We start from the raw sequence: 22,427 nt of genomic DNA, 5'->3' as shown, positions 1-22,427 counted from the left end.
TAAGAGGGCCTTGTCCATTTATCACCCCGGCATCACGCCGAATCTGCCGCTGTTGAAGTCATCGATGGCCTGCACTATCTCCTCATGGCTGTTCATCACGAAGGGGCCGTGCCCCACGATAGGCTCCTCGATGGGCTCGCCGCTCAGCAGCAACACAGTGGCGTCACTGTTTGCCTCGATCAGCACCTGCCGCCCTGCCCGGTCCAGCACCACCATCTGCGCCTCCCGGGCGATGGCACTACCGTTGGCCTGCACCGACCCCTTCAACACGATAAGCGCGCCGGTCCAGCCTTCGGGCAACTCGAGTGTGCTGACGCTGCCCTGCACCAGCCGCAGATCCCAGACATGCAGCGGACTGAAGGTATGGGCCGGGCCACGGACCCCCCCAAACTCGCCGGCGATGACCCGTACCGACCCCGCGTCGTCGGCAAGCGCCACCGTCGGAATGTCGCGCGCCAGGATGGGCTGGTAACCGGGCGGCGTCATCTTGTGGCTGCTCGGCAGATTCACCCACAGCTGCACCATCTCGAGTTCACCGCCCGACGCGCTGAAGGCCGGGGCATGGAACTCCTCGTGCAAGATACCCGCGCCGGCGGTCATCCACTGCACATCGCCCGGGCCTATCACGCCGCCCCGACCGGTCGAATCCCGGTGCGCCACTTCGCCCTTGTAGACGATGGTCACCGTCTCGAAACCGCGATGGGGATGTTCACCCACTCCGCGCGGCCGGCTGCTCGGCGTAAAGTTGGCCGGGCCGGCATAGTCGAGCAGCAGAAACGGGCTCAACTGCTTGCCGTGGCTGCTGTAGGAGAAGAGGGAGCGTACGGGAAAGCCGTCGCCTACCCAGTGAGGACGGGGTGCACTGTAAACGCCGAGGATCTTTTTCATCTGTCGCTCCTGACATATCCGGTGGAATTGAACACTGGAGACAGCATAGTTTCGAGACGAACAGGTGGGTAGACTGCTAAATTAGGCATCAGCGTCCTATTTTTGGAACGATGAGAGCACTCTATGCAGGATCTGAACGATCTCTACTACTTCGTCCAGGTGGTGGATCACGGCGGTTTTGCCCCCGCTGGCCGCGCCATCGGCATGCCCAAATCCCGCCTCAGCCGCCGGATAGCACAGCTTGAAGAGCAGCTCGGCGTGCGGCTGCTCCAGCGCTCGACCCGCCAGTTTGCGGTAACCGAGCTGGGCCGTACCTATTACGAACACTGCAAGGGGATGCTGGTGGAGGCCGAGGCGGCGCAGGCTGCCATCGAGATGACCCGAACCGAGCCCTGTGGTCTCATCCGCATGAGCTGCCCCATCGCCTTGCTGCATACCCATATCGGCCCCATGCTGGCGGATTTCATGGCCCGTCACCCGCAGATCAGAGTCGAGCTGGAAGGGACCAATCGGCGGGTCGACCCCATCGCCGAAGGAGTCGATGTGGCGATCCGGGTCAGACCGCCACCGCTGCAGGACAGCGAACTGGTGATCCGGACACTGGCGCAGCGTCGCCAGTGCCTGGTGGCCAGCCCGGCACTGATAGCACAACGGGGCTTGCCTGCCGCGCCGGCGGATCTGCACGGCTGGCCCAGCATGGGGCTGGGAGCGCCACGGCAGCACTATATCTGGTCGCTGTTCGGGCCGCAGGGGGCCCATGTCGAGCTCGCCCACCAACCCCGTTTCGTCACCACCGACATGGTGGCCCTGCGCAGTGCCGCGCTGGCCGGTATCGGCGTGGTGCAGTTGCCGCTGTTGATGGTGCGGGAGCAGCTCGATGCCGGCACCCTGATCAAGGTGGTGCCCGCCTGGGAGCCAAAGCCCGAACTCATCCACGCCGTGTTCCCCTCCCGGCGCGGCCTGCTCCCCTCTGTACGGGCGCTGATCGACTATCTGGTGGCTCGATTCGCCGCCATCGATGAGGAGTAACCTGCCATGCCCGGCCGCGATCACCAGGCCGGGCATCCATCCTCGATGTCCGGCACACTGGCGGGCGCGGCCAGAAGAAACCGTTGAGACATGCCTTTGTCTTAGAAGATCATGGCGTTGCTCATCTCACCGGGCTGGCCAACCTGCCGCGGCCAATAAACAGCCAACCACGACGACTGCCCTTCGCTCTGCCTGCGCTATGGTTTACCATGCAGGCAACCGAGGTGCATGGCACCCCCACCCAGGCGCCAGGCGCCGCCGTCATCGGATATCCCTCTCGAGCAACATGAGCAAAACAGCACACGCCGGCAGCGAGCCGACCTTCTACTTCCACGACTACGAGACTTTCGGCATCAGCCCGGCCAAGGACAGACCGGCGCAGTTTGCCGGCATTCGTACCGATGCGGATTTCAACCTCATCGGCGAGCCGCTGGTCATCTATTGCAAGCCGCCCGCTGACTATCTGCCGGAGCCGGAGGCGTGCCTGATCACCGGCATCACGCCGCAAAAAGCGATGAAGGACGGCCTGTGCGAGGCGGATTTCATCCGTCAGATCCACGAGCAGTTCGCCACCCCGGGCACCTGCGTACTGGGCTACAACAGCATCCGCTTCGATGACGAGGTGACCCGCTACACCCTCTATCGCAACTTCTATGACCCCTATGCCTACGCCTGGCAGAATGGCAACTCCCGCTGGGACATCCTCGACATGCTGCGGGCCTGCTACGCCCTGCGCCCGGAGGGGATAGAGTGGGCGTTTGACGAAGAGGGCAAGCCGAGCTTCAAGCTGGAGAAGCTGACGGTGGCCAACGGCGTGGCCCACGCCAACGCCCACGATGCGCTCTCGGATGTGCTGGCCACCATCGAGATGGCCAGGCTGGTGAAAAAGGCCCAGCCCAAGCTGTTCGATTATCTCTTTGATCTTCGCAACAAGAACAAGGTGAAGGCCCTCATCGACGTGGTGACCATGAAGCCGCTGGTACACATCTCCGGCATGTTCTCCCCCTGGCAGGGGTGCGCAAGCTGGGTGTCGCCGCTCGCCTGGCACCCCAGCAACCAGAACGCGGTGATCATGGTGGATCTGACCCGCGACCCCACCCCGCTCATCGAACTCACCAGCGAGGAGATCCGCGAGCGCCTCTACACCAAGAAAGAGGAGCTGGGGGACCTGGCCGGCATTCCGGTGAAGCTGGTGCACATCAACAAATGCCCTGTGCTGGCGCCGGCCGCCACCCTGACGCCGGAACGCGCCGACCAGCTTGGCATCGACCGGGCTCAGTGCCGCAAGAGCCTGGATCTGCTGCGCGCCCACCCCGAAGTGCGGGAAAAACTGGTGGAGGTGTTCAATCAGGAGTTTGCCGGCAACAATGACGGCGATCCGGATACCCAGCTCTACGCCGGCTTCTTCGGTCACGGCGACAAGTCCACCATGGATCTGGTGCGCGCCACCCCGGCGGACCTGCTGGGCGAGCGGGAGTTTGCCTTCACGGATCCACGGCTGCCGGAGATGCTGTTCCGCTACCGTGCCCGCAACTGGCCGCACACCTTGAGCGAAGCGGAGCAAAAGCGCTGGCGACTGCACTGCAGCGACTACTTCAGCCGCCGTCTGCCCGACTATGTACCGCGCCTCGAGGCGCTGGCCGAGCAGAATCAGGGGAACGATCGGAACTTTGCCATCCTCAAGAGCCTCTATCACTACCTCGAAAATCTGTGAGATGTGACCCGCCTCACGGTTAAATGACTGTACGCTCCCCCGCCCCGCGACATAATGGGAAGGGGAGCAAAGACTCCTGATGTTTCAATTATTTGTGCGCTAACATTGCACTAACGGCCGGTTGGCCTATCGACCCTTGGGGATGCCTCATCCGATGCGTTCAGGATTATCCGGTTTTGGTTTGCTCATCTGCGCCCTGCTGCCATCGACCAGCATGGCGGGTGTGCGCTTTGATATCCCCGACTACCTGCTGCAGTTGCCGCAGCAGACCTATGAGCTGATCGAGAGCAACTTCAGTCGCCTCTATCGGCAGACCGATTTCACCCCCCAGATCACCAACAGCTATTTCAACCGCTCCGATCTCTACAACTTCGTCGGCGTGCCACTGGCCATCACGCCCCAGGCCGGTTTTCAGCTGGAGGTATTCGGCCAGCTCTACAACCGCGCCTCCCAGAGCTATGTGCACATGAGCCAGGACATGTCGCTCTATCGGATGATCCGGGCCGACATGATGGGCAACACCAACGACGAGGTGGCCCTCGGCATGGGGCTCGGCATTCCGCTCACGGCGCAGCTCACCTTCAAGGCCCTGCTCTCCAGCAACGAGATCCCGGGCTATGGCGCCGCCAACTACGCCATCGGCTTCGAGTGGCGTTATTGACTCCGCTATAGCAGCTCCTTTCACAATAAATTCAGGCTCCCACGGGAGCCTGAATCATGATTGCCAGCCTGCTCAGCGGTAGCGGATCACCCGCCCCTCACCCCCCTGCAGGGTGAGCGCGGTACCGACGGCCCCCTCTTCCCAAAAATCCTCGCCACCCGCTGGCAGCAAAAACTCCTGAGGCTGCGCCTCCCAGTTGAAGAGGCAGAGCAGGGTGCCGCCCTCGGGTAGGCTCACCTCGCCGCAGGCAAAGTCCATCGACTCGAAACGGGCGCCAGGGGCCCGCGCCGCGCAGAGCTCGAGCAGCTTGCGCAGCTGCGCCGCCTGTTCCCCGTCGAGATCTTGCAGCCTGTCCCCGGCCAGCATCATGCCGCCGCTTGCCACCAGCGCCGCCAGATGGAAACGGTACTCGGCAGAGCTCGCCTGCTGGCTTGGCAGATCCCGCAGGCAGATGCAGTCAGGATCGAGGGCCCACAGTCGGTCGTTCTGCCAGGCGCGGCAGAAGGCCTCGCGAGCGATCTGGCGAAAACGGTGGCCATTGCGCTCCACGTCATCGCTCACCCGCATACCGTGCACCAGACCAAGGCTTGGCCAGATGGGCGCGTTGCAGCCGAGCAGGAAGGCCCCCTCACCCGCCCCGCGCAGGATGGCGGCCATGCCGCGTCGGTAGGCCTCCACCCGGGTGGCGGCCGGGTCATGGAAGCAACCGCCGTGGATGGCCCCCCAGAAGTTGGCATCGAGCTTAAAGTAGTGGATGCCCCACTGCTCGCGCAGGGTGCGAAACACCCGCTCTAGGTGAGCCTGCACCTCGGGGTGGGTGCCATCCAGCACGTACCAGGGGGTACAGCGCCAGCCGCCGTAGGTAACCCGCTCGGAAGGCAGCGGCAGCCCGTCATCCCCCTTCACGAACCAGTCGGGGTGATCCTGAAACACCTGGGAGCCGGGCTCGGCGATAAAGGGGGCCACCCAGAGCGCCGGCTCGCAACCGGCGCCTTTGATCTCGGCGGCCAGGGACGCCACCCCCTGTTCGAACTTGGCCGACGGGGTGAGCCAGTCGCCCATCTTGGCCTGATAACCGTCGTCAATCTGCACGTAGCGCAGCGCCGGGAAGCGCTCGGCACGCACCTGCAGGTTCTCGCGAATGTCGGCGGCGCTCACGTCCGCGTAGTAGTGATACCAAGAGCACCAACCGCTGGGGCGTTCGCCGACCTGGCCAATCAGCGAGCCATGCTCGGCCTCGATCCGCTGCGCCAGCTCGGCCAGCAGCGCCTCCCGATCTTTTCCTTCAAGGCAGAGCAGCGCCTCGCTCTGCCAGAACTGGCCGGCCGGGAGCGCACGCCCCTCGCCGTTCATCAGGATCTGCAGCCGGCCATCGGGGTAGAGCCGAAACTCCCCGCCAAAGCGCTGGCAGCTGGCAAAGGCGAGCAGCAGCCAGCCCCTGTCGTGCTCCACCAGCAGCAGGTTGTGCACCGTGTGATAGCCCTGATCGTCGGTGATGCGATAGACGCCGGCATCGGGACAACGGCCGACCGGCTGCGGCGCTTGCCAGCTGCCCATGGTCTGGGCCAGCATCTGGAAGCCTTCGCCGTAGATGGCGCTCGCGGGCGAGAGGCCGAGTTTGCCGTCAAACAGCGTCCAGTGCCCGACCCGGGCCTCGCTGCTGCCGGTGTTGTCGAGCCGCACCCGGCACAGGGGGCCTTCCCACTGGCGGGTTTGCAGCAACGAAGGGGGGAGATGGTGGTCGTCCGCCAGCTGACGCAGGCGGGACAAGAGAGATGTCATGGCGACTCCTTGTGGTTCGAAAAGGGTTCTATCTGAAAATCTTCAATGAAATCAGCCTCAAACGAACTGATTTCAGCTGTTATTGTTTTAATGCCGCGACCCTGTCTCTCTGGTAGACTGGCGTATTACTTAGTTCACCGTTACCAAGATGGGGCTCCTGTGATCGCGCAACGTGCCTTGCTGTACCTTCGTGACTTTCTGGTCATCGTCGCCTGCCTTCTGGCGGGCAAAACCCTGGCAGCCATCCTGCCGTTCGCCTTTCCCGGCAGCATCATCGGCATGCTGCTGCTGTTCGTGCTGCTCTCCCTGCAACTGGTGAAACTGCACTGGGTAGAACTCAGCGCCGGCCTGCTGCTGCGCCACATGGGGGTCTTGTTCGTGCCGGTGGCGGTCGGGCTGGTGGCCTGGCTGGAGCCGCTGCGCCAATCCTTCGGCCTCATCATGCTCTGCATCGTGCTCGGGATCGTGCTGATCCTCGGCACCGTCGGCCGCCTCTACCAGAGGATGAACAGATGATCTTCTGGCTGGCCATTCCCTTGACCCTGGCGCTCTACTTCGCCACCCGGGCCCTCTATCGCAAGCTGCCCTGGCCCATCATCAACCCGGTGCTGGTGCCCACCGCCGTCATCATCGGCCTGCTGCTCTGGTTCGATCTGCCGCTAGAGCAGTACGAGAGCGGCACCCGCCCCATCACGGCGCTGCTGGAGCCGGCGGTGGTGGCGCTGGCGCTGCCCCTCTATCAGCAGGCACGCCAGATCCAGGCCAGGCTCAAACCCATCCTGCTCTGTACCCTGAGCTCGGTCCTGATCTCGGTCTGCACTACCCTGGTTATCGGTCATTTTATGGGGGCCGATCCGGCACTGCTGGCCTCGCTCGCCACCAAATCCATCACCACGCCGCTCGCCATGAGCGTCAGCCAGTCCCTCGGCGGCATTCCCGCCATCGCCGCGGCCGTGGTGGTGGTAGTCGGGATCGTCGGCGCCCTGGTCGGCTTCCCCCTGCTCAGGCTGATGCGGGTCACCGACCCCGAAGCCCAGGGGCTGGCCATGGGGGCCTGCGCCCACGCCATCGGCACCGCCACCTCCGCCGAGCAGGGCATCACCCAGGGTGCCTTTGCCTCGCTGGCCATGGTGGTGTGCGGCATCCTCACCGCCGCCGTGGCCCCCCTGCTGTTTGCCATTTACCACTGGTTGAGCTGAAGCGCACCCTTTTCCGCTGCGGCGGGCCTGCGGGCCCGCCGATGTGCGACCTGCCGCACAATTTGCACAAGACAAACGTTTCCATTAACATCCCCCTCCGTTTGCCCGTCAGGGCGTGAGCACGCTCACACATTTAGCCGAGCTTGCTCCCTACAATGGCCCCCCAATTGGCCTTTGAGGACACACTATGCATCCCCGTTTTGCCAAGCCACTCGATACCCTGTCCGCTCCGCTCAAGGTAGCCCTGCTGCCCATGCTGGGCGATGATTTCCAGGCCCGCTTCACCGCCGATCAGGTCGCGACACTGAAAGCCGCTACCGGTCTTGACGATCGCGCCCTGCGCCTGGCCCTGCTGCCGCTGGCCGCCGCCTGCTCGGTGGCCCCCATCTCCAAGTTCTTCGTCGGCGCCATCGCCTGCGGCCTGAGCGGCAACTGGTATTTCGGCGCCAACATGGAGTTCGCCGGCCAGGGACTGTTCCACTCGGTGCATGCCGAGCAGTCCGCCATCTCCAACGCCTGGCTGGGCGGCGAGACCGGCATCTCCGAGATCACCGTCAACTACACCCCCTGCGGTCACTGCCGCCAGTTCATGAACGAGCTGAGCACCGCCAAGATCCTCAAGGTCTCCCTGCCTGACGACTTGAGTGCGCTGCAATCCTTCCTGCCCCACTCGTTCGGCCCGGCGGATCTGGACATCACGGACGCCCTGATGAGCCCGCAGTCCCACGACGAGCTCCAGTTTGAGAGCGAGGATCCGCTGTGGCAGGCCGCGCTGGCCGCCGCCCGCCAGAGCTATGCCCCCTACAGCCAGGGTTATGCCGCAGTGGCACTGCAGTTCGCCGACGGGCGCATCTTCTGCGGCCGCTACGCCGAGAACGCCGCCTTCAATCCCAGCCTGCCGCCGATGCAGATGGCCTGCGCCCATGCGGTGCTGGGCGGCGAGGATCTCGCCACCATCCGCCGCGCCGTGCTGCTGGAGAGCAAGGATGGCCAGATCAGCCAGCAGGACTCCGCCCGCGCCACCCTCAAGGCGCTCGGTTCGGTCGAACTGGAGTATCAGGCGGTCTGATCGGCCATGGCCTGAAACAACAAGGGGAGCCAGTGGCTCCCCTTGTTGTTTTGTGGTGATCAGCTGCTCCCCGTCAGGACTCCCAGACGATGCTCTGGGAGGAGGACCAGGCGTCCCCCAGGTTCGCGTACTTCTGCTCCAGCAGGTGGCGGCGGATCTTCATGGTGGGCGTCAGCACCCCGTTCTCGATGTTCCAGGGGCTCTTCACCACCAGGATGCCACGAATTTTGGCATGGGACTCCAGCTGTTCGTTGACCCGGTTGCGAGCCGCCTCCAGCTGGGCATTGACCTGACTGCGATCCCCCTTCATGGCGTGTTCAGCCAGCTGTACCAGCGCCACCGGCTGCGGCATGCCGTAACCAATCACGCACAGCTGCTCGATGATGGGCTCCTGGCCCAGCAGCCCCTCGATGGGCACCGGCGCCACATACTTGCCCTTGGCTGTCTTGAACACGTCCTTCATGCGGCCGGTGATGGTGAGGTAGCCCTCCCGATCCAGCTTGCCCATGTCGCCGGTGTGCAGCCAGCCCTCTTCATCGATGGCCTCGCGGCTGTGCTCGGGATCCTTGTAGTAGCCCAGCATCATGCCCTCGCAGCGACAGAGGATCTCCCCCTCGTCTGAGATCTTGATGTTGACCCCGATCCCCGCCTTGCCGACCGTGCCTATCTTGTCGGCCCTAAACGGGTAGTTGATGGTGGAGTAGGCGTGGTTTTCGGTCATGCCCCAGGCTTCGGTCACCTGAAGGCCGATGCTCAGATACCACTCAAGCAGGGCCGGCGACACCGGCGCCGAGCCGCAGCCAAGCACCCGCGCCTGATCCAGCCCCAACCCCTTTTGCAGCTTGCGCTTGATGAGGCCCGAGACGAAGGGGATCTTGAGCAGCAGCGCCAGCTTCTGCTGGGGCAGCTTCTCGAGGATCTTGATACGGAACATGGCCCACAGCCGCGGCACCGAGATGAACACGGTGGGACGGCAGCGTTTGACGTCCTCGATGAAGGTATCGAGGGACTCGGGGAAGGCGATGGTGGCGCCGCCGTAGAGGCTGCCGCCGTAGATGTAGACCCGCTCTGTGATGTGGGCGAGCGGCAGATAGGAGAAACCGCGGTCGGACTGGGTCAGGCCCACGGTCTCCACCAGCTTCTCGCACGACCAGGCGTAACGTTCGACGCTCAGCATGGCCCCTTTCGGCTTGCCGGTGCTGCCGGAGGTGTAGACCAGGCTCAGCAGGGCGTCCGGCGCCTGCACCGGGCTGTCCGGGATCGGCTCGTGGCGATCCAGCAGTTCGTCCCACTGGTGGGCCGCCGGCATGGTGTCATAGGGAAAGGCGATGCGCAGCAGATCGGCAGGCACCCCCGCCTCCTGGCTCTTCCAGTCATCGAGCTTGCCGACGAAAATGGCCTTGGCCTCGCTGTGGCGCAGCACGTATTCGATGGTGTCGACGTTGGCGGTGGGGTAGATGGGCACGCTCACGTACTGCCCCATCTGCATGGCGAGATCGGCGATGAACCACTGGGCGCAGTTCTTGGAAAGCAGTGCCACCTTGTCGCCGGCCACCAGCCCCAGTTGACGCAGTGCCGTCACCATGCGGCGGGCCTCGTCGGCCACTTCGCCCCAGGTGAAGTCCACGTATTCTCGGTTGATGGTTTGACGCAGATAGACTCTGTCAGGAGACTGCCGCTCCCAGTGATAGAGCATTTCGAGCGGCAGTTTATTGGCAATACGCGAGGAGGAAGCCATAGTTTAATCCCTGAAACAAAAGGCGAAACTTATTATTAACCTTTCACTAACCTCAGGGAAGAATAAACTTAAACTTCTGTTTGAACTGTGTAACCGATCAAGCTTCTGCCTGTTGTTGCAAACGAATCCACATCGCCTGCACCAGCTTCTCATCCTCTTCCGAGAGTTCACCCTGCAAAATGGCCTCGTTCAGGCTGCGCAGCACATAGCTCTTTACATCCCGCACCAGGGTCTTGCCTTCCAGCTCGGCCCGCGCCACCGCCAGCGAGATGTGGCCGCGCAGGTAGCCCCCGGCAAACAGCTCGTCATCGGTCGCCGTGGCCACCATGCTGTCTATCAGTCCCAACAACTTGTGCTCAAATTCATGAATCGTCATTTAACGCAGCCTCATTTTCCGGGATTGCCGGCAAAATAATTCGGGGGAGTGGAACCGCGATCCGGTTGATCGCGGCTCTCTGGCGCCAGGCCAGCCGCATCCTTGATGTCCTATTCCGGGTTGGCCACCGGGTAGATGACCTGATCCTTGTATCCCGTGGTGATCCGCAGATAACCACTTAACGACCGGTTCAGCGCCGGATCATCGGTATCCACCAGCAGCGGACGGCCAGCGAGGGCTGCCAGCTTGGCTTTGGTGGCCAGGACCTGGATCTGGTCCCGCCCGACGGCCCGGATCACCTCTGGACTCAGTTGCTGATTTCCGCGCCCGAACAGATGTCCCTGACCGCCGATCAGGGTGATGATCAGCTGGCAGCGACGACCGCGGATCCGGGTCAGGATCTCGGCGGCGCAGAGATCCTGCCCGATAAGCTGGCCATTTTCCACCAGATCCACACCGAGCAGGGTATTTTCCAGACCCAGCTCTGTCATGCAGGCCGCCACCGTGCTGCCGGAGCCCATCAGATAGAGGGTATCGGGCTCCATCTGCTCGACCACACCGGCGGCGATGTCCGCCAGCACCAGCTCTTCGGACTCCCGTCCCCCCTGCTTGACCGCCTGCACGTAGCGCAGATCGCCGGGCACCTGCAGCTGGCCATAGTGGCGGGCACGCACCTTGCCGGCGCGAAACGCCTCCTCGTCGATGTCCATCACCTCGGCATCCACCAGACTCAGCAGTTCGCCTGCGATCATCCTGGCCGCCACCCGGCCGCTGGCGGCGGGGGTCACCCCGTACACCCCTGAGTGGATCTTGCAGCCGGCCGGGATCCCCAGCACATGGCACGACTCCCCCACCGCCGCACAGATGTCGCGCGCCGTGCCGTCACCGCCGGCAAACAGCAGCAGATCGACGCCGGCCTCGCGCAGCGCCAGCGCCGCCGCGCGGGTATCGGCCGCCGTGGTGGGCACAGTGGCGGGCTGGTAGACGATGCGACAGGGCAGACCGAGCTCGCCGGCAAGCCCGGCTCCCATCTCCCCTGCCACCGTCAGCAGCTCGAAACGCTCCGCCAGTTCACACAGTGGCAGCAGCGCCTGACGAGCCCGCTCGCAAGCCTTGGGCACGGCGCCACGGGCCAGCGCCTCGGCCACCATGCCGTCACTGCCCTTGAGACCGACCGCGCCGCCGATGCCGGCGACCGGATTGATGATGAGTCCTAAACGAAACATGATTTCCTCCCTGCAGACGCCCGCCATTTTATCTTTTCAAGGCGCAGGGACAAGCCGTGACTCCCCTGCTAAAATGCGCTGCTTCACTTTTTTCAACCAAGGTTTCATCATGCTGGAATGGGTTCTGGACCCCTCTGCCTGGGTCGCGCTCGCCACCCTGACCCTGCTCGAGATCGTGCTCGGCATCGACAACATCATCTTCATCTCCATCCTGGTCGGCCGTCTGCCGGAAGCCCAGCGCCAGAAGGCGCGGATCCTGGGGCTGGCGCTTGCCATGGGCACCCGCATCCTGCTGCTGCTCTCCTTGGCCTGGGTGATGCGCCTCACCGAGCCGCTGTTCACCGTGCTGGGCGAGGCCATCTCGGGCCGCGATCTCATCCTGTTGCTGGGGGGCCTGTTCCTCATCGGCAAGAGTGCCCACGAGATCCACGCTACCCTGGAGGGGGCCGCCGAGCCCGAGAGCGTGAGCACGGCCGCTTCCGGTTTCATCAGCACCCTGATCCAGATCGCCATCCTCGACATCGTCTTCAGCCTGGACTCGGTCATCACGGCGGTGGGCATGGCGGATCACGTGCCGGTCATGGTGCTGGCCATCATGATCGCCGTCTTCATCATGATGTTCGCCGCCAAGGCCATCGGCGACTTCGTCGACAACCACCCCACCATCAAGATGCTGGCCCTCTCCTTCCTCACCCTGGTGGGCTTTGCACTGATGGCCGAGGGGATGGACCTGCACATTCCGAAGGGCTACATCTACTTCGCCATGGCCTTCTCGCTGACGGTGGAGATGATCAACATCCGCCTGCGCAGTCATCACGACCGCGAGAAGCTCAAGCAGCAATAACGGCGAGCCACAAAAAAGAGCGCCTGATGGCGCTCTTTTTGTATCTACACAACCGTGTCATTCATTGCTGATGACAATCGCCACGCGGCGGTTCTCGGCCCGACCGGCAGCCGTCTTGTTGTCGGCTATCGGATCGCGCTCGCCACGGCCCCGGATGTCCAGGTTGGCCTGCGGCATGCCGACCGAAACCAGCACGTCGGCCACCGACTGCGCCCGCTTGTAGGAGAGCTGATCGTTGTAGTCCGCCGCCCCGTTGGAGTCGGTATGACCATCGATCCGCGCCCGGTTCAAGCCCACTTCCAGCAGCGTCGTCCCCAGTTTTTCCACCACGACGCGCGTCTTGGGGGTCAGGGCATCCGCGTTGTTGGCAAACAGCACACGGTTGGAGAAGTCCAGAGTCCAACCCTCGTCGGTCAGGCGAAAGCCTTGTTCCTTGAGTACGGCGATCTGCTCTGCCGTGAGGCCGTGGGGAGCACTCTGGCAACCCATCAGCACGCTCAACAGCAGACCGATCAAGCCGGTTTTCATCAGGACATGGATCTTCATTGTTATTTTTCCTCAGCAGAGACATCAAATTCCAGCTGCTCATGGAGTGCAAGCTCCCGACGCAGCCGTTTGGCTTGGTACATGGCATGGTCCGCCTGCTGCAGCAGATCGGCGGCACTCTGCCCCTGATCCGGATACAGCGCGACGCCAATGCTGACGGCCGCCACCAGCTGGCTGCCGTCCCCCAGTACCACGGGGTCCGCCATGGCCTGCTGGATGCGGGCAACCACATCCTCCGCCTCCTCCACCAGGGAGAGGGGGGTGAGCAGGATGGCAAACTCGTCGCCCCCCAGACGGCATACCAGATCCATCGGCCGCAGCTGATGTTGTACCCGTCTGGCCAGCGCGATCAGCACGTCATCCCCGGCGGCATGGCCCAGGGTGTCGTTGATCTGCTTGAAGCGATCACAATCGAGGTAGAGCAGCGCGAAGCGCTCGTCATGCAGCCGGCCCGTGGTGACCGCCTGATCCAGACGAGCCTCAAACAGAGCACGATTGGGCAAGCCGGTCAAGGCATCGTGGGTGGCCTGGTGCAGCAGGCTGGCATTCTCCCGCCGCTGGTGGGCCTGCCAGGCCTCCAGTTCGTCGAGCAGGGAGTTGAAATCCTGACCCAGCTCGTGCAGCTCGGCGATGTTGGCTTCCGGCACCCGCATGGCGAGGATCCGCTGGCGGCTCACGCTGTGGGCCACTTGGGCCAGCTCCTTGAGCGGCGCCGTGAGGGAGTGTTGCATCCGGTGCGCCACATAGAGGGCCCCCAGGGTGCTGAGCACCAGGCAGAGCAGCATGGCCAGCAGGGTTTGCAGCAGGAACAACAACAGATACTGGCCGTGCCCCACCAGGTGGATGTGGGCGATCTCCATGCCCCCCCGCATCATGGGCTGATCCACCGGCCCCGGCAGGATGATCCGCGCCAGATACTGCTCAAGGCCGGACCAGGGGGTGCTCATGGCCCGGCTCCAGCTCGCCAGCAGCTGGCCGCTCGGCAGATAGATGCTGGCCTGCGCCACGTCTTCGTGCGTGAGGATGGCCTCCAGCGCCTCCCGGGCCGCCTCCTCGTCGTGGAACACCACGGCCGCTTCGCTGGTATAGCCGATGGCGCGGGCGACCAGCTCCAGATTGTGATCCGCATAGAGCCGCAGCGCCAGCAGGGCGATGCCGGTCAGCAGCAGACCGGCCATGCAGACCGCGGTCAGGGACGTCACCAGATGGGTGCGTCCCAGACTCTGTCGCAAGGTGAGGCGCTGGGAAGGGGGGCGGAACAGACCTATCATGACCCCCCCTCATCGGCCTTGGCCAGTTTGAGCACCGCCGGATGGACCCGCACTCCGCTCCTGGCCAGGGCATCCAGATTGACCCTGAACCGGATCCGCTCCTTGCCGATCTGCAGGCAGAAGACGGCGTCGGCCACGCACTCCGAGCTGGATTCGCTGATGCTGAGGATGGGGTAGCCACGCAGCCGCTCGAACAGCGGCAAGCGCCGCTCGGAGGAGAGCACCCCCAGATAGAGCACGTCGCACTGGGGGCCGATCGCCTCGTCATCGATTTCGTAGCGATGGACGCTGACCGGCCGGCCGTTGGCCTGCTGCTTGATGGAAAAGAGCGCGGTGGCGTATTCCGTCGGCGCCGCCACGCACAGGCGCAGCTCGCTCGGTTCATTCGGCCAGCGGGTATAGCTGAGAATGTCGAGCACGGTCTGGCGTACCTGCTCGGACCGCAGCTCGGCCGCGGTGAGCGGGGGCGACTCGCCGGAGAGGGCCAGCGAGCAAAACAGGGGCGCCAGCCAGACCAGGATCCTGAACAGTGAAAAAGTGTGCATCATGCCTGCGCTTACACCCGCCTCAGCAACCACACAGGGCACAGGCCCGAAGGGGGTGAGCCGGCAGGAGATAGTATGGAACTTGTCAGCAGCATGACAAGGCGCAGCCCGCAGAGCAAGGGGTTGGCCGGGCTGGCGTCACAATAATGAAAAGGGCCCACCCCGGCGTGAGCCCTGCGATAAGTTACATTCATGGGGTTACTTCTTGCTGATCCCGTATTCCCGCAGTTTGTTGGCGATGGCGGTGTGCGACACCCCCAGCCGTTTGGCCAGCTGACGGGTGGAGGGGAACGCCGGGTAGAGCCGCTCCAGCAGCCGGCTCTCGAAGCGTTTCACCGCCTCGTCCAGCCCCCCTTCGAACCACTCGTCGATGAGCGGCATGGCATCGGCCGCCACCGGCAAGTCCACGTGCTCCGGTCCGATCTCGTCCCCTTCCAGCAAGGTCATGGCACGATAGAGGCAGTTGCGCAGCTGGCGCACGTTGCCGGGCCAGCGATAGGCGGTCAGGTACTCGGCCATGTTGCGGGTAAAGCGCGGGCGCGGACGTTGCAGTTCGCTGGCAAAACGGGAGACGAACTGCTGGGCCAGCGCCATGATGTCCGCCTTGCGCTCGCGCAGCGGCGGCAGCGCCAGACTCAGCACGTTGAGGCGGTAGTAGAGATCTTCCCGGAACTTGCCCTCGTGCACCAGATCCAGCAGCTGCTTCTGGGTGGTGCAGATGAAGCGCACGTTGACCTTCACCTCCTGCTCGTCGCCAACCCGGCGAAACACGCCGTCCTGCAGCACCCGCAGGAACTTGGTCTGCAGATGGGGCGACATGTCGCCGATCTCGTCCAGCATCAGGGTGCCGCCGCTCGCCAGCTCCAGTACCCCGCGCTTGCCCTCGGTGTTGTTGCCAAAGGCGCCGGGGGCATAGCCGAACAGCTCGCTCTCGGCCACGTTGTCCGGCATGGCCGCACAGTTGAGCGCCATGAAGGGGTGGCTGGAGCGCAGGCTGGCACCGTGGCAGGCGCGGGCCAGCAGCTCCTTGCCGGTGCCGGTCTCGCCGACGATGAGCAGCGGCGCATCCTGCATTGCCAGCTTGCTCGCCTGAGCCAGCACCTGTTTCATCTTCTGGCTCTCGGCCTGCAGGTGCTCAAAGCCCCCCACTTCCACCGCGTGGAGCGCGCTGAAGTGCATGCCGACCCGGCGGGCGGACTTGAGCACCACCACGGCGCCGGCCAGGGCCTGCTTGCCCTTCTCCTCGGCCACGAACAGCGGCATCAGATCCGCCAGATACTCCTCGCCGCCGATGCTGAGCTTGCAGGTCTGCGGGCGGATCTCGCTCGCCTCCAGCCAGCGGCTGAAGGAGAAGCCCTTGACCAGGGAGCCGAGCGCCACGCCGCGCACCTCCTCCACCGGCAGAGCCAGGGTGGTGAGGGCGGACTGGTTGGCCTGGGTCACCTTGCCCTTGGCATCGAGGGAGAAGACCAGATCCGGCAGCGCCTTGAGCAGCGCCTCAATCTCGTGGTGCTCCCGCTCGGAGGGCATGTAGGGGATGGTCTTGACGTCATAGACGCCGGGAATGCGGCGGATCTCCGGCATCAGGTGCTGGAAATCACGAAACTCCAGCTCGGGAAAGTTGAGATAGATGATGCCTGAGGTATCGATTTCGATGCCGCGCAGATCGATGTTGTGCTCCACCAGGCGGTCGAGCAGTTCCCGGGTCAAGCCCAGGCGGTCTTCACAGCTGACTTCAAGACGCATTCGGGACACACTTCCTAGCTAACTCTATGAATGACCGGATAATACAGACTCGATCCCGCCAGTGCGAGCGCCAGCCCATAAAAATGCGGGCCCGCCCCGTTTTCACCGGGCAGGCCCGCGTCATCTACAGGCGTTTATTTGAGCAACTTGTCGATGAGTAATGGCCTCTTCACTTCAGCAGCTCATCCGTGCGCGCCGCCATGATGAAGTCGTTGCGGTGCAAGCCACCTATCTTGCGGGGCCACCAGCTGGCGGTCACCATCTCGCCCACTCGGTGAGTGAGGGCGTCTTCACTTCAGCAGCTCATCCGTACGCGCCGCCATGATGAAGTCGTTGCGGTGTAATCCGCCAATTTTGTGGGTCCACCAGCTGACGGTCACCTTCCCCCATTCGGTCAGGATTGCCGGATGATGAAACTCCGCCTCCGCCAGCTCGCCCAGCCGGTTGGTGAAGGCGAGCGCCTCCTTGAAGTTGCGGAAGGTGAATTCGCGCCGCAGCTGCAGCTCACCCTTTACCACCAGCGGCTGCCAGTCGGGGATGAGGCGCATCAGTTCGCTCAGCTCCTGCTCGCTCACCTTGGGGGCATCGGCGCGGCACGCTTCACACTGCTGGCTGGCCAGTTCGGACATGGGATTCTCCTTGTGTATCGATGAAAAGGGGTGATCAACACCGGCGGGCGACTCAGCTCGCCTGCTTGCCGCCGGCCGGTGCAAAACGGGGGGGACGCAGCCCCAGACGGCGCGCCTCGGCCACCATGGCCATGATGTCCTGCTCCGCCAGACGATAGAGCTCATCAAGCTCAGGCAGCACGAAATAGGTGGGCTGCATGATGTCGATGCGATACGGGGTGCGCAGCACCTCGATGGGATCAAAGGGTTGCAACACAGGTTGACTGCCGAGGGCATAGGCGGTCTCACCGATGGAGGAGAGAATGCCGCCACCGTAGATGCGAAGCCCCTCCGGCGTGGCCAGCAGGCCAAACTCCACAGTGAACCAGTAGAGCCGCGCCAGAAAGACCCGCTCCTCCTTGCCGGCCCGCTGGCCGAGCTGACCATAGACATGGGTGAAGTGGGCGAAGGCGGGGTTGGTCAGCATGGCGCAATGGCCGAAGATCTCGTGAAAAATGTCGGGCTCCTGCAGGTAGTCGAGCTCGTCCCGGCGGCGAATGAAGGTGGCCACCGGAAACTGGCGGTTGGCCAGCAGGGCAAAGAAGCGGTCAAAGGAGATGAGCGCCGGCACCGCCGCCACCGACCAGCCAGTGGCCGGTTGCAGCACGGCGTTGATCTGGGCCAGCTGGGGGATCCGATCCCGGGGCAGGTCGAGCCGCGCCAGCCCGGCCTGGTACTCGTCACAGGCCTTGCCTTCGAGCGCCGCCAACTGGCGTGCGATCAGGATCTGCCAGGTGCCGTGCTCCTCGTCCGAGTAGTGGATCGTGCCCGCTTCGTCCGGCTGGTGGGCGGTGTAGAGACTTGCCATGGGTGACTCCATCCTCTGGGTTGCAACCCGCCATCCGGGCGGTGTGGCGCCATTGCGCGATGAGATCACTGTAACGGTTTGCCTCCCAAAAAAGCAGCCGACCCAGGGGTCGGCTGCCGTGGACAATTGTAAATAATTTGTGACAACCACAATCGAGCCCCTGGCCTGGTGCTCACCCCTTGTTGAGGTAGCCCGCCAGCTGACCGATCAGCCGCTTGCGCAGCTCACCGAGCCTGGGTTTCTCGTCCGCACACCAGGGCAGCGGGCGGCACGCCTCTATGGTGCGCAGGCCGAGCCGGGCAGTGAGCAGCCCGGCCCCCACCCCTTGCGCGGCGCGGGCGGAGAGCTTGGCGGTGAGCTCGGCCCCCAGCAAATCCATCCCCACCTCGGTCACCAGCTCGGTGGCGCCGGCGTAGAGCATGTTGCGAAACACCTGACGGATGAGGCGAATGCGGCTCCAGTAGCCGAGCTCGATGGCGTAGACGTCGGCGATGTCCTCGATCATCCGCAGGTTGCGCCACAGCATCAGCATCATGTCGACGGTGGCGAGCGGGCTCAGGGCCACCAGCACGGCGGCCTCCCCCGACCATTTGGCCACCCGCGCCTGGGCCAGCTTGTCGCGCTCACCGAGCACCAGCTGGCTGTAGAGGGTCAACACCTCCCGATCGTTGTGGCTCTCGTCGAGCTGGGCGAGCCAGGTTTGATACCCCTCGCGCCCCTTGTCGCCGCTGCGCTCGGCCAGCCCTTCGCAAAACCCCTGACCCTGGCCGACCCCCTGATGAGCCAGCAGATCCTCGGCCCGCGAGCGCACATCCTGGCGCCGCTTGAGGGTGCGCAGGCGCAGCCACTCGCGCCCCACCACCCTGATGGTGCCCGCCGCCACCAGTGCCGAGGCCGCCAGCCAGGCGCCGCCCCAGAGCGGGGTGGTGAGAAACTGATCGTAGAGAAAGGCGCCGTACTGGCCCAGAGAGAGCAGGCCGACCGCCCCCAGCCCCCAGGCCAGCAGCCGATGACGGCGGCGCGGCTTGATGACGAGGGCACTCTCCACCTCGGTGAGCTCTTCCAACTCATCGAGGCGCTCGAAGCTCGCCTCCTCCAGTCGCTGGGCGGGTGCCGGCGCTCGCTGGTCGTCAGTTGTCGTCAAGGTGGGCTCCAGGATCACCTTGCCTTGCAGCGGCGGCTGCGCTTTTGTCTGATCGTTCATCGCTTCTCCTGAAAACCGTCTTCTGGGTGCGGCGCAGGCAACAAACCCGGGCCGCACACCCTTATTCGAGGTGATCCCCGAGCAGAAACTCCAGCGCCGCATCGAGCCGGATATGGGGCAGCGCCTGATGGGCGCTCATGGGCAGCGGGCGAAAAGCCTGAAAATCAAAGCCCTGCTTGTTCCACCACTGCGCAGGGGGGATATGGGATGGCACCTCACCCGGAAACAGCAACAGCGGCTCACCCGAGAGGCTGGTGCCACGGATGGCGGGGAACTCGCGGCCATCGGCCACCCCCTTGCCCACCTCGGTCGCCTTGATGGCGGCCAGCGCCAGACACTCGGTGGCAATCCCCTCAAAACGGGCCTGGCCGCGGCCGCTGCGCACCAGGTGCTGCAGCAGGGAGACCATGGAGCCGTGCTGCTCCGGGGTGACGTGATCGGCCTTGCTCGCCACGAACAGCAGCTTGTCGATGCGCGGTGAGAAGAGCCGCCGCCACCAGTTGCTCTTGCCGTAGGCAAAGCTCTCCATGATGCGGGCGATGGCCTGCTGCATGTCGCCAAAGCTGGCCGCCCCGGCATTTAGGGGCTGCAGGCAATCCACCAGCACGATCTGGCGATCGAAACCGGCGAAGTGCTGCTCATAAAAACCCTGCACCAGATGCTGCTTGTACTGCTCGAAGCGCTGCTTGAGGGTGGCGTAGAGGGTCCCCTCGGCGGGCTCGCCGGCAGGTTTGTCCCACACCCAGGGCACAAACTGCAGCATGGGGGCACCGGCATACTCCCCCGGCAGCACGAAGCGGCCGGGCTGGATCAGGTGCAGCCCCAGCTCACGCTTGCAGGCGTGCAGATAATCGGTGTAGCGCTCGGCGAGCTGGGCCACCGGCCGCGCCTCGAAGCCCTGCTCCGCCTGCCATGCGGGTGCCAGCCAGCCGGCGGCCAGGGTCTGCAGCTCGGGGCGGCGCAGCTGCTCGCGCACCTGCTCGCTCCACTGCTCGTAGCTCATCTCAAGCAGCGGCAGGTCGAGCAGCCACTCCCCGGGGTAGTCCACCAGATCCACGTAGAGGGTGGAGATCTCCCCCAGGTGCTTGCGCAGCGGATGACGGGTGCGATAGCGGATTTCCAGGCGCACCTCGGCCACCCCGCGGGTCGGCTCCGGCCAGGCCGGCGGATCGCCAAACAGAGAGTCGAGGCCGCGCTCGTAGGGGAAGGTGGGAATGTGGGCATTTTGCTGGGGTACCCGGCGAGCACCGAGGATGCGCCCCTGGCGCAGGGCATCCCACAGGGGCAGCCGGCCGTCGATGGGCGCGTGTTCCAGCTGGTTGACCAGCGCCGTGATGAAGGCGGTCTTGCCGCTGCGAGAGAGGCCGGTGACTGCCAGCCGGATGTGGCGATCCCGGACCCGGTTCACCACGTCGCTTGCCTTGTGCTGCAGGCGATTGAATTGCTGTTCCAGTTTATTGAGTATCAAGGCTTGTTCTGTTCTCCCGTAGCTGCCCGGCGAAGCGGGTGGCAGGCAGCACCACCCTCGTCATGATCCCCGCCCGCCTCCCCTGTCATCAGAGGCAAATCCAGGCCGGCGGGACCATCGTACCGCTCAGGCTTTACAAGTTGCGAAACTCCCGCTGCAGGGTGAACTCCTTAGAGGTCACCAGCTTCTCGATGCGCTGCACCCTGGGCTCCAGCGCATCCAGCTCCTGGCCGATGCGGGCAAGGGCCTGATGAGGCGTGACACCTGCCTGCCAACTGCGCGCCTTCATCCGCACCTCGGCAAAGTCGGCATCCTCCTGGGCGTACAGGGTGACCGGCTTCTTGTCGAGCAGAAACCAGGCAGCGACGTAGGCGGTGAAGGTGATGAAACCGGCGAAGATGAGGCCGCTGATGGCCAGCAACCGCACGATCCAGGTCTCCACCCCGAAGTACTCTGCCAGACCGGCACAGACCCCGGCTATCTTGCCGCGCTGGGGGTCACGATAGAGGTTGCGCCCCTCTTTGCTCCACTGTGTCATACCTTGTTTCTCCAACCAGGAACCTCGGCATCCAGAATCGACTCCAGGGCGCCGACCCGCTCCTGCATCTTCTCGGCACGCACCAGCAAGCCCTGCAGCTGTTCACGCTCGCCATCGGCAAGACCGGCGCCAATGCGCCCCTTGGCGCGGTAGTGCAGCACCAGCCAGATGGGGGCCACCACTACCATGAAGACCACCATGGGAACCATCAACACACCCAGCAGATCTTCCATCTGTTACTCTCCCTGTTTCGGCGTGGTGTCGCTCTGGCCCAGCTTCTGGCGCATGGCTTCCAGCTCTTTGCTTATCTGATCGTCGGCTTCCAGCTCGGCAAACTGCTGGGCCAGCGCCTTGTCGGACTGCCCCAGATCGGCGCGGGCCTCCATCTCGTCGATGCGGCGCTCCATGCGTTCGAACTTGCTCACCACCGCCTGGCTGTCGCCACGGGCCACCTGGCTCTGCACATTGAGACGGCTGCTGGCCGCTTCGGTGCGAATGGCCATCGCCTTCTGGCGGGCACGGGCATCTTCCAGCTTGGCTTCCAGCTGACGGATCTCCTCCCCCAGCTTCTCGATGCCGCTGTCCACCGCCTGCTGCTCACGCAAGAGGGAGTCGGCCAGCTCGGCCTGCTTCTTCTTCTCGATAAGCGCAGCGCGGGCCAGGTCTTCCCGCTCCTTGCTCAGGGCCAGCTCGGCCTTGCCCTGCCACTCGGCGACCCGCTCCTGATGGCGGGCGACCTGGCGGCCGATCTCTTTCTGGTTGGCGAGGAAGCGGGCCAGGTTGGATCGCTCCTTCACCAATTCGTCTTCCATCTCCTGGATGATCAGGCGCACCATCTTCTGGGGATCTTCTGCCTTGTCGAGCAGGGCCGTCAGGTTGGAATTGATGATGTCGGCCAGGCGGGAAAAAATACTCATGATTGTACTCCTGTGGTTGGCATACGTTGTTTCTCCATTGACAATGGCAACTTGTGTGCCAATCTGGAACAGAATTTAACTTGTTGATTTATATGGGGCTGCTCGATCACATTTCAAGAGGCACCACACAAGTAATGATTAGAATCACCAATTTTTGGTAAGATTGACCAGCTTTCATCGACTCACGGGG

The 22,427-nt window shown here is 63.9% G+C and carries 24 protein-coding genes; 7 read left to right on the top strand and 17 right to left on the bottom strand.

The features are described from left to right. Positions 1-21 precede the first annotated feature (21 nt). Positions 22-888, bottom strand: a complete 867-nt coding sequence (locus ACB033_RS16205; RefSeq protein WP_139724194.1) for a pirin family protein — start codon at positions 886-888, stop codon at positions 22-24. A 123-nt stretch (positions 889-1,011) separates the two neighbouring features. Here ACB033_RS16205 and ACB033_RS16200 point away from each other — a divergent pair, with 123 nt between their 5' ends. From ACB033_RS16200 to ACB033_RS16190, 3 genes are all read left to right on the top strand, one after another. Continuing rightward, positions 1,012-1,917: a LysR family transcriptional regulator gene (locus ACB033_RS16200; protein ID WP_371140620.1), complete on the top strand. Its 906-nt coding sequence runs from the start codon at positions 1,012-1,014 to the stop codon at positions 1,915-1,917. A 286-nt stretch (positions 1,918-2,203) separates the two neighbouring features. Continuing rightward, the gene (gene sbcB / locus ACB033_RS16195; RefSeq protein WP_162519793.1) at positions 2,204-3,631 is read left to right on the top strand and encodes an exodeoxyribonuclease I; all 1,428 of its coding nucleotides are present in this window, start codon (positions 2,204-2,206) and stop codon (positions 3,629-3,631) included. A gap of 154 nt (positions 3,632-3,785) precedes the next feature. Continuing rightward, positions 3,786-4,292 carry a hypothetical protein gene (locus tag ACB033_RS16190; RefSeq protein WP_005300120.1) on the top strand — a complete coding sequence of 169 codons (507 nt, stop codon included), beginning with the start codon at positions 3,786-3,788 and terminating at the stop codon, positions 4,290-4,292. Between the two features lie 72 nt (positions 4,293-4,364). Here ACB033_RS16190 and ACB033_RS16185 read toward each other — a convergent pair whose 3' ends face one another. Further along, positions 4,365-6,074, bottom strand: coding sequence for a glycoside hydrolase family 36 protein (locus ACB033_RS16185; RefSeq protein WP_139724189.1), 1,710 nt, complete (start codon positions 6,072-6,074; stop codon positions 4,365-4,367). A 159-nt stretch (positions 6,075-6,233) separates the two neighbouring features. On the opposite strand from ACB033_RS16185, the gene ACB033_RS16180 reads away from it, so the two are divergent. From ACB033_RS16180 to cdd, 3 genes are all read left to right on the top strand, one after another. Continuing rightward, the gene (locus ACB033_RS16180) at positions 6,234-6,590 is read left to right on the top strand and encodes a CidA/LrgA family protein (RefSeq protein WP_139724187.1); all 357 of its coding nucleotides are present in this window, start codon (positions 6,234-6,236) and stop codon (positions 6,588-6,590) included. Next, positions 6,587-7,273 carry an LrgB family protein gene (locus tag ACB033_RS16175; protein WP_139724185.1) on the top strand — a complete coding sequence of 229 codons (687 nt, stop codon included), beginning with the start codon at positions 6,587-6,589 and terminating at the stop codon, positions 7,271-7,273. The genes ACB033_RS16180 and ACB033_RS16175 overlap by 4 nt, the downstream gene beginning before the upstream one ends. Before the next feature lie 187 nt (positions 7,274-7,460). Then, positions 7,461-8,342 (top strand): cytidine deaminase, encoded by an 882-nt coding sequence (gene cdd, locus ACB033_RS16170; RefSeq protein ID WP_139724183.1) that lies wholly within the window; start codon positions 7,461-7,463, stop codon positions 8,340-8,342. Positions 8,343-8,415: 73 nt separating this feature from the next. On the opposite strand, the gene ACB033_RS16165 is transcribed toward cdd, so the two are convergent. The 3 genes from ACB033_RS16165 to ACB033_RS16155 form a co-directional block, all read right to left on the bottom strand. Beyond that, entirely contained in the window at positions 8,416-10,080 is a 1,665-nt protein-coding gene (locus tag ACB033_RS16165) for an AMP-binding protein (RefSeq protein WP_005300110.1), read from the bottom strand. 97 nt (positions 10,081-10,177) lie between these two features. Beyond that, on the bottom strand, positions 10,178-10,456 hold the full coding sequence (locus tag ACB033_RS16160) for a YfcL family protein (protein ID WP_005300108.1): 279 nt from the start codon (positions 10,454-10,456) through the stop codon (positions 10,178-10,180). A gap of 110 nt (positions 10,457-10,566) precedes the next feature. After that, positions 10,567-11,682, bottom strand: coding sequence for an ATP-NAD kinase family protein (locus ACB033_RS16155; protein WP_139724181.1), 1,116 nt, complete (start codon positions 11,680-11,682; stop codon positions 10,567-10,569). A gap of 109 nt (positions 11,683-11,791) precedes the next feature. Here ACB033_RS16155 and ACB033_RS16150 point away from each other — a divergent pair, with 109 nt between their 5' ends. After that, complete coding sequence (locus ACB033_RS16150; protein ID WP_005300104.1) at positions 11,792-12,526, top strand: TerC family protein; 735 nt, start codon at positions 11,792-11,794, stop codon at positions 12,524-12,526. A gap of 57 nt (positions 12,527-12,583) precedes the next feature. Here ACB033_RS16150 and ACB033_RS16145 read toward each other — a convergent pair whose 3' ends face one another. The 12 genes from ACB033_RS16145 to pspA all read right to left on the bottom strand — a co-directional run bounded on the left by ACB033_RS16145 (position 12,584) and on the right by pspA (position 22,237). Beyond that, the gene (locus ACB033_RS16145) at positions 12,584-13,072 is read right to left on the bottom strand and encodes an OmpA family protein (protein WP_005300102.1); all 489 of its coding nucleotides are present in this window, start codon (positions 13,070-13,072) and stop codon (positions 12,584-12,586) included. A gap of 2 nt (positions 13,073-13,074) precedes the next feature. Further along, positions 13,075-14,343 carry a diguanylate cyclase domain-containing protein gene (locus ACB033_RS16140; RefSeq protein WP_017765502.1) on the bottom strand — a complete coding sequence of 423 codons (1,269 nt, stop codon included), beginning with the start codon at positions 14,341-14,343 and terminating at the stop codon, positions 13,075-13,077. After that, complete coding sequence (locus ACB033_RS16135) at positions 14,340-14,891, bottom strand: YfiR family protein (protein ID WP_026141919.1); 552 nt, start codon at positions 14,889-14,891, stop codon at positions 14,340-14,342. Before ACB033_RS16135 ends, ACB033_RS16140 begins: the two co-directional genes overlap by 4 nt. A 195-nt stretch (positions 14,892-15,086) precedes the next feature. Continuing rightward, on the bottom strand, positions 15,087-16,634 hold the full coding sequence (tyrR, locus tag ACB033_RS16130) for a transcriptional regulator TyrR (RefSeq protein WP_005300096.1): 1,548 nt from the start codon (positions 16,632-16,634) through the stop codon (positions 15,087-15,089). Positions 16,635-16,803: 169 nt separating this feature from the next. Continuing rightward, a complete protein-coding gene (locus ACB033_RS16125) occupies positions 16,804-16,896 on the bottom strand; it encodes a 4a-hydroxytetrahydrobiopterin dehydratase (RefSeq protein ID WP_005300095.1) in 93 nt (30 codons plus the stop codon). Positions 16,897-16,924: 28 nt separating this feature from the next. Beyond that, entirely contained in the window at positions 16,925-17,263 is a 339-nt protein-coding gene (locus ACB033_RS16120) for a 4a-hydroxytetrahydrobiopterin dehydratase (protein ID WP_005300093.1), read from the bottom strand. Between the two features lie 52 nt (positions 17,264-17,315). Continuing rightward, positions 17,316-18,110, bottom strand: coding sequence for a phenylalanine 4-monooxygenase (gene phhA / locus ACB033_RS16115; protein ID WP_139398341.1), 795 nt, complete (start codon positions 18,108-18,110; stop codon positions 17,316-17,318). Positions 18,111-18,282: 172 nt separating this feature from the next. Continuing rightward, positions 18,283-19,314: a YcjF family protein gene (locus ACB033_RS16110; protein WP_371140619.1), complete on the bottom strand. Its 1,032-nt coding sequence runs from the start codon at positions 19,312-19,314 to the stop codon at positions 18,283-18,285. A gap of 61 nt (positions 19,315-19,375) precedes the next feature. Next, positions 19,376-20,782 (bottom strand): YcjX family protein, encoded by a 1,407-nt coding sequence (locus ACB033_RS16105; RefSeq protein ID WP_371140618.1) that lies wholly within the window; start codon positions 20,780-20,782, stop codon positions 19,376-19,378. A gap of 133 nt (positions 20,783-20,915) precedes the next feature. Continuing rightward, complete coding sequence (gene pspC / locus ACB033_RS16100) at positions 20,916-21,320, bottom strand: envelope stress response membrane protein PspC (RefSeq protein ID WP_005300085.1); 405 nt, start codon at positions 21,318-21,320, stop codon at positions 20,916-20,918. Further along, positions 21,317-21,553 (bottom strand): envelope stress response membrane protein PspB, encoded by a 237-nt coding sequence (gene pspB / locus ACB033_RS16095; protein ID WP_005300084.1) that lies wholly within the window; start codon positions 21,551-21,553, stop codon positions 21,317-21,319. Before pspB ends, pspC begins: the two co-directional genes overlap by 4 nt. 3 nt (positions 21,554-21,556) lie before the next feature. After that, the gene (gene pspA / locus ACB033_RS16090) at positions 21,557-22,237 is read right to left on the bottom strand and encodes a phage shock protein PspA (RefSeq protein ID WP_005300077.1); all 681 of its coding nucleotides are present in this window, start codon (positions 22,235-22,237) and stop codon (positions 21,557-21,559) included. Between the last annotated feature and the right edge of the window lie 190 nt (positions 22,238-22,427).

It is taken from the genome of Aeromonas sp. S15(2024), assembly GCF_041402265.1.
In the GTDB taxonomy this organism is placed as follows: domain Bacteria; phylum Pseudomonadota; class Gammaproteobacteria; order Enterobacterales; family Aeromonadaceae; genus Aeromonas; species Aeromonas dhakensis.
This window is presented reverse-complemented; position numbering and strand designations above follow the sequence as displayed.

Excerpts from the sequence above, each read along its gene's own strand:
- ACB033_RS16160 (WP_005300108.1), bottom strand. The coding sequence starts at position 10,456 with ATGACGATTCATGAATTTGAGCACAAGTTGTTGGGACTGATAGACAGC.
- ACB033_RS16205 (WP_139724194.1), bottom strand. The coding sequence starts at position 888 with ATGAAAAAGATCCTCGGCGTTTACAGTGCACCCCGTCCTCACTGGGTA.
- ACB033_RS16155 (WP_139724181.1), bottom strand. The coding sequence starts at position 11,682 with ATGTTTCGTTTAGGACTCATCATCAATCCGGTCGCCGGCATCGGCGGC.
- ACB033_RS16150 (WP_005300104.1), top strand. The coding sequence starts at position 11,792 with ATGCTGGAATGGGTTCTGGACCCCTCTGCCTGGGTCGCGCTCGCCACC.
- ACB033_RS16110 (WP_371140619.1), bottom strand. The coding sequence starts at position 19,314 with ATGAACGATCAGACAAAAGCGCAGCCGCCGCTGCAAGGCAAGGTGATC.
- ACB033_RS16165 (WP_005300110.1), bottom strand. The coding sequence starts at position 10,080 with ATGGCTTCCTCCTCGCGTATTGCCAATAAACTGCCGCTCGAAATGCTC.
- pspA (WP_005300077.1), bottom strand. The coding sequence starts at position 22,237 with ATGAGTATTTTTTCCCGCCTGGCCGACATCATCAATTCCAACCTGACG.
- ACB033_RS16175 (WP_139724185.1), top strand. The coding sequence starts at position 6,587 with ATGATCTTCTGGCTGGCCATTCCCTTGACCCTGGCGCTCTACTTCGCC.
- pspC (WP_005300085.1), bottom strand. The coding sequence starts at position 21,320 with ATGACACAGTGGAGCAAAGAGGGGCGCAACCTCTATCGTGACCCCCAG.
- tyrR (WP_005300096.1), bottom strand. The coding sequence starts at position 16,634 with ATGCGTCTTGAAGTCAGCTGTGAAGACCGCCTGGGCTTGACCCGGGAA.
- phhA (WP_139398341.1), bottom strand. The coding sequence starts at position 18,110 with ATGGCAAGTCTCTACACCGCCCACCAGCCGGACGAAGCGGGCACGATC.
- ACB033_RS16145 (WP_005300102.1), bottom strand. The coding sequence starts at position 13,072 with ATGAAGATCCATGTCCTGATGAAAACCGGCTTGATCGGTCTGCTGTTG.
- sbcB (WP_162519793.1), top strand. The coding sequence starts at position 2,204 with ATGAGCAAAACAGCACACGCCGGCAGCGAGCCGACCTTCTACTTCCAC.
- pspB (WP_005300084.1), bottom strand. The coding sequence starts at position 21,553 with ATGGAAGATCTGCTGGGTGTGTTGATGGTTCCCATGGTGGTCTTCATG.
- ACB033_RS16120 (WP_005300093.1), bottom strand. The coding sequence starts at position 17,263 with ATGTCCGAACTGGCCAGCCAGCAGTGTGAAGCGTGCCGCGCCGATGCC.
- ACB033_RS16185 (WP_139724189.1), bottom strand. The coding sequence starts at position 6,074 with ATGACATCTCTCTTGTCCCGCCTGCGTCAGCTGGCGGACGACCACCAT.
- ACB033_RS16200 (WP_371140620.1), top strand. The coding sequence starts at position 1,012 with ATGCAGGATCTGAACGATCTCTACTACTTCGTCCAGGTGGTGGATCAC.
- ACB033_RS16125 (WP_005300095.1), bottom strand. The coding sequence starts at position 16,896 with ATGGTGACCGCCAGCTGGTGGCCCCGCAAGATAGGTGGCTTGCACCGC.
- ACB033_RS16140 (WP_017765502.1), bottom strand. The coding sequence starts at position 14,343 with ATGATAGGTCTGTTCCGCCCCCCTTCCCAGCGCCTCACCTTGCGACAG.
- ACB033_RS16190 (WP_005300120.1), top strand. The coding sequence starts at position 3,786 with ATGCGTTCAGGATTATCCGGTTTTGGTTTGCTCATCTGCGCCCTGCTG.
- ACB033_RS16135 (WP_026141919.1), bottom strand. The coding sequence starts at position 14,891 with ATGATGCACACTTTTTCACTGTTCAGGATCCTGGTCTGGCTGGCGCCC.
- cdd (WP_139724183.1), top strand. The coding sequence starts at position 7,461 with ATGCATCCCCGTTTTGCCAAGCCACTCGATACCCTGTCCGCTCCGCTC.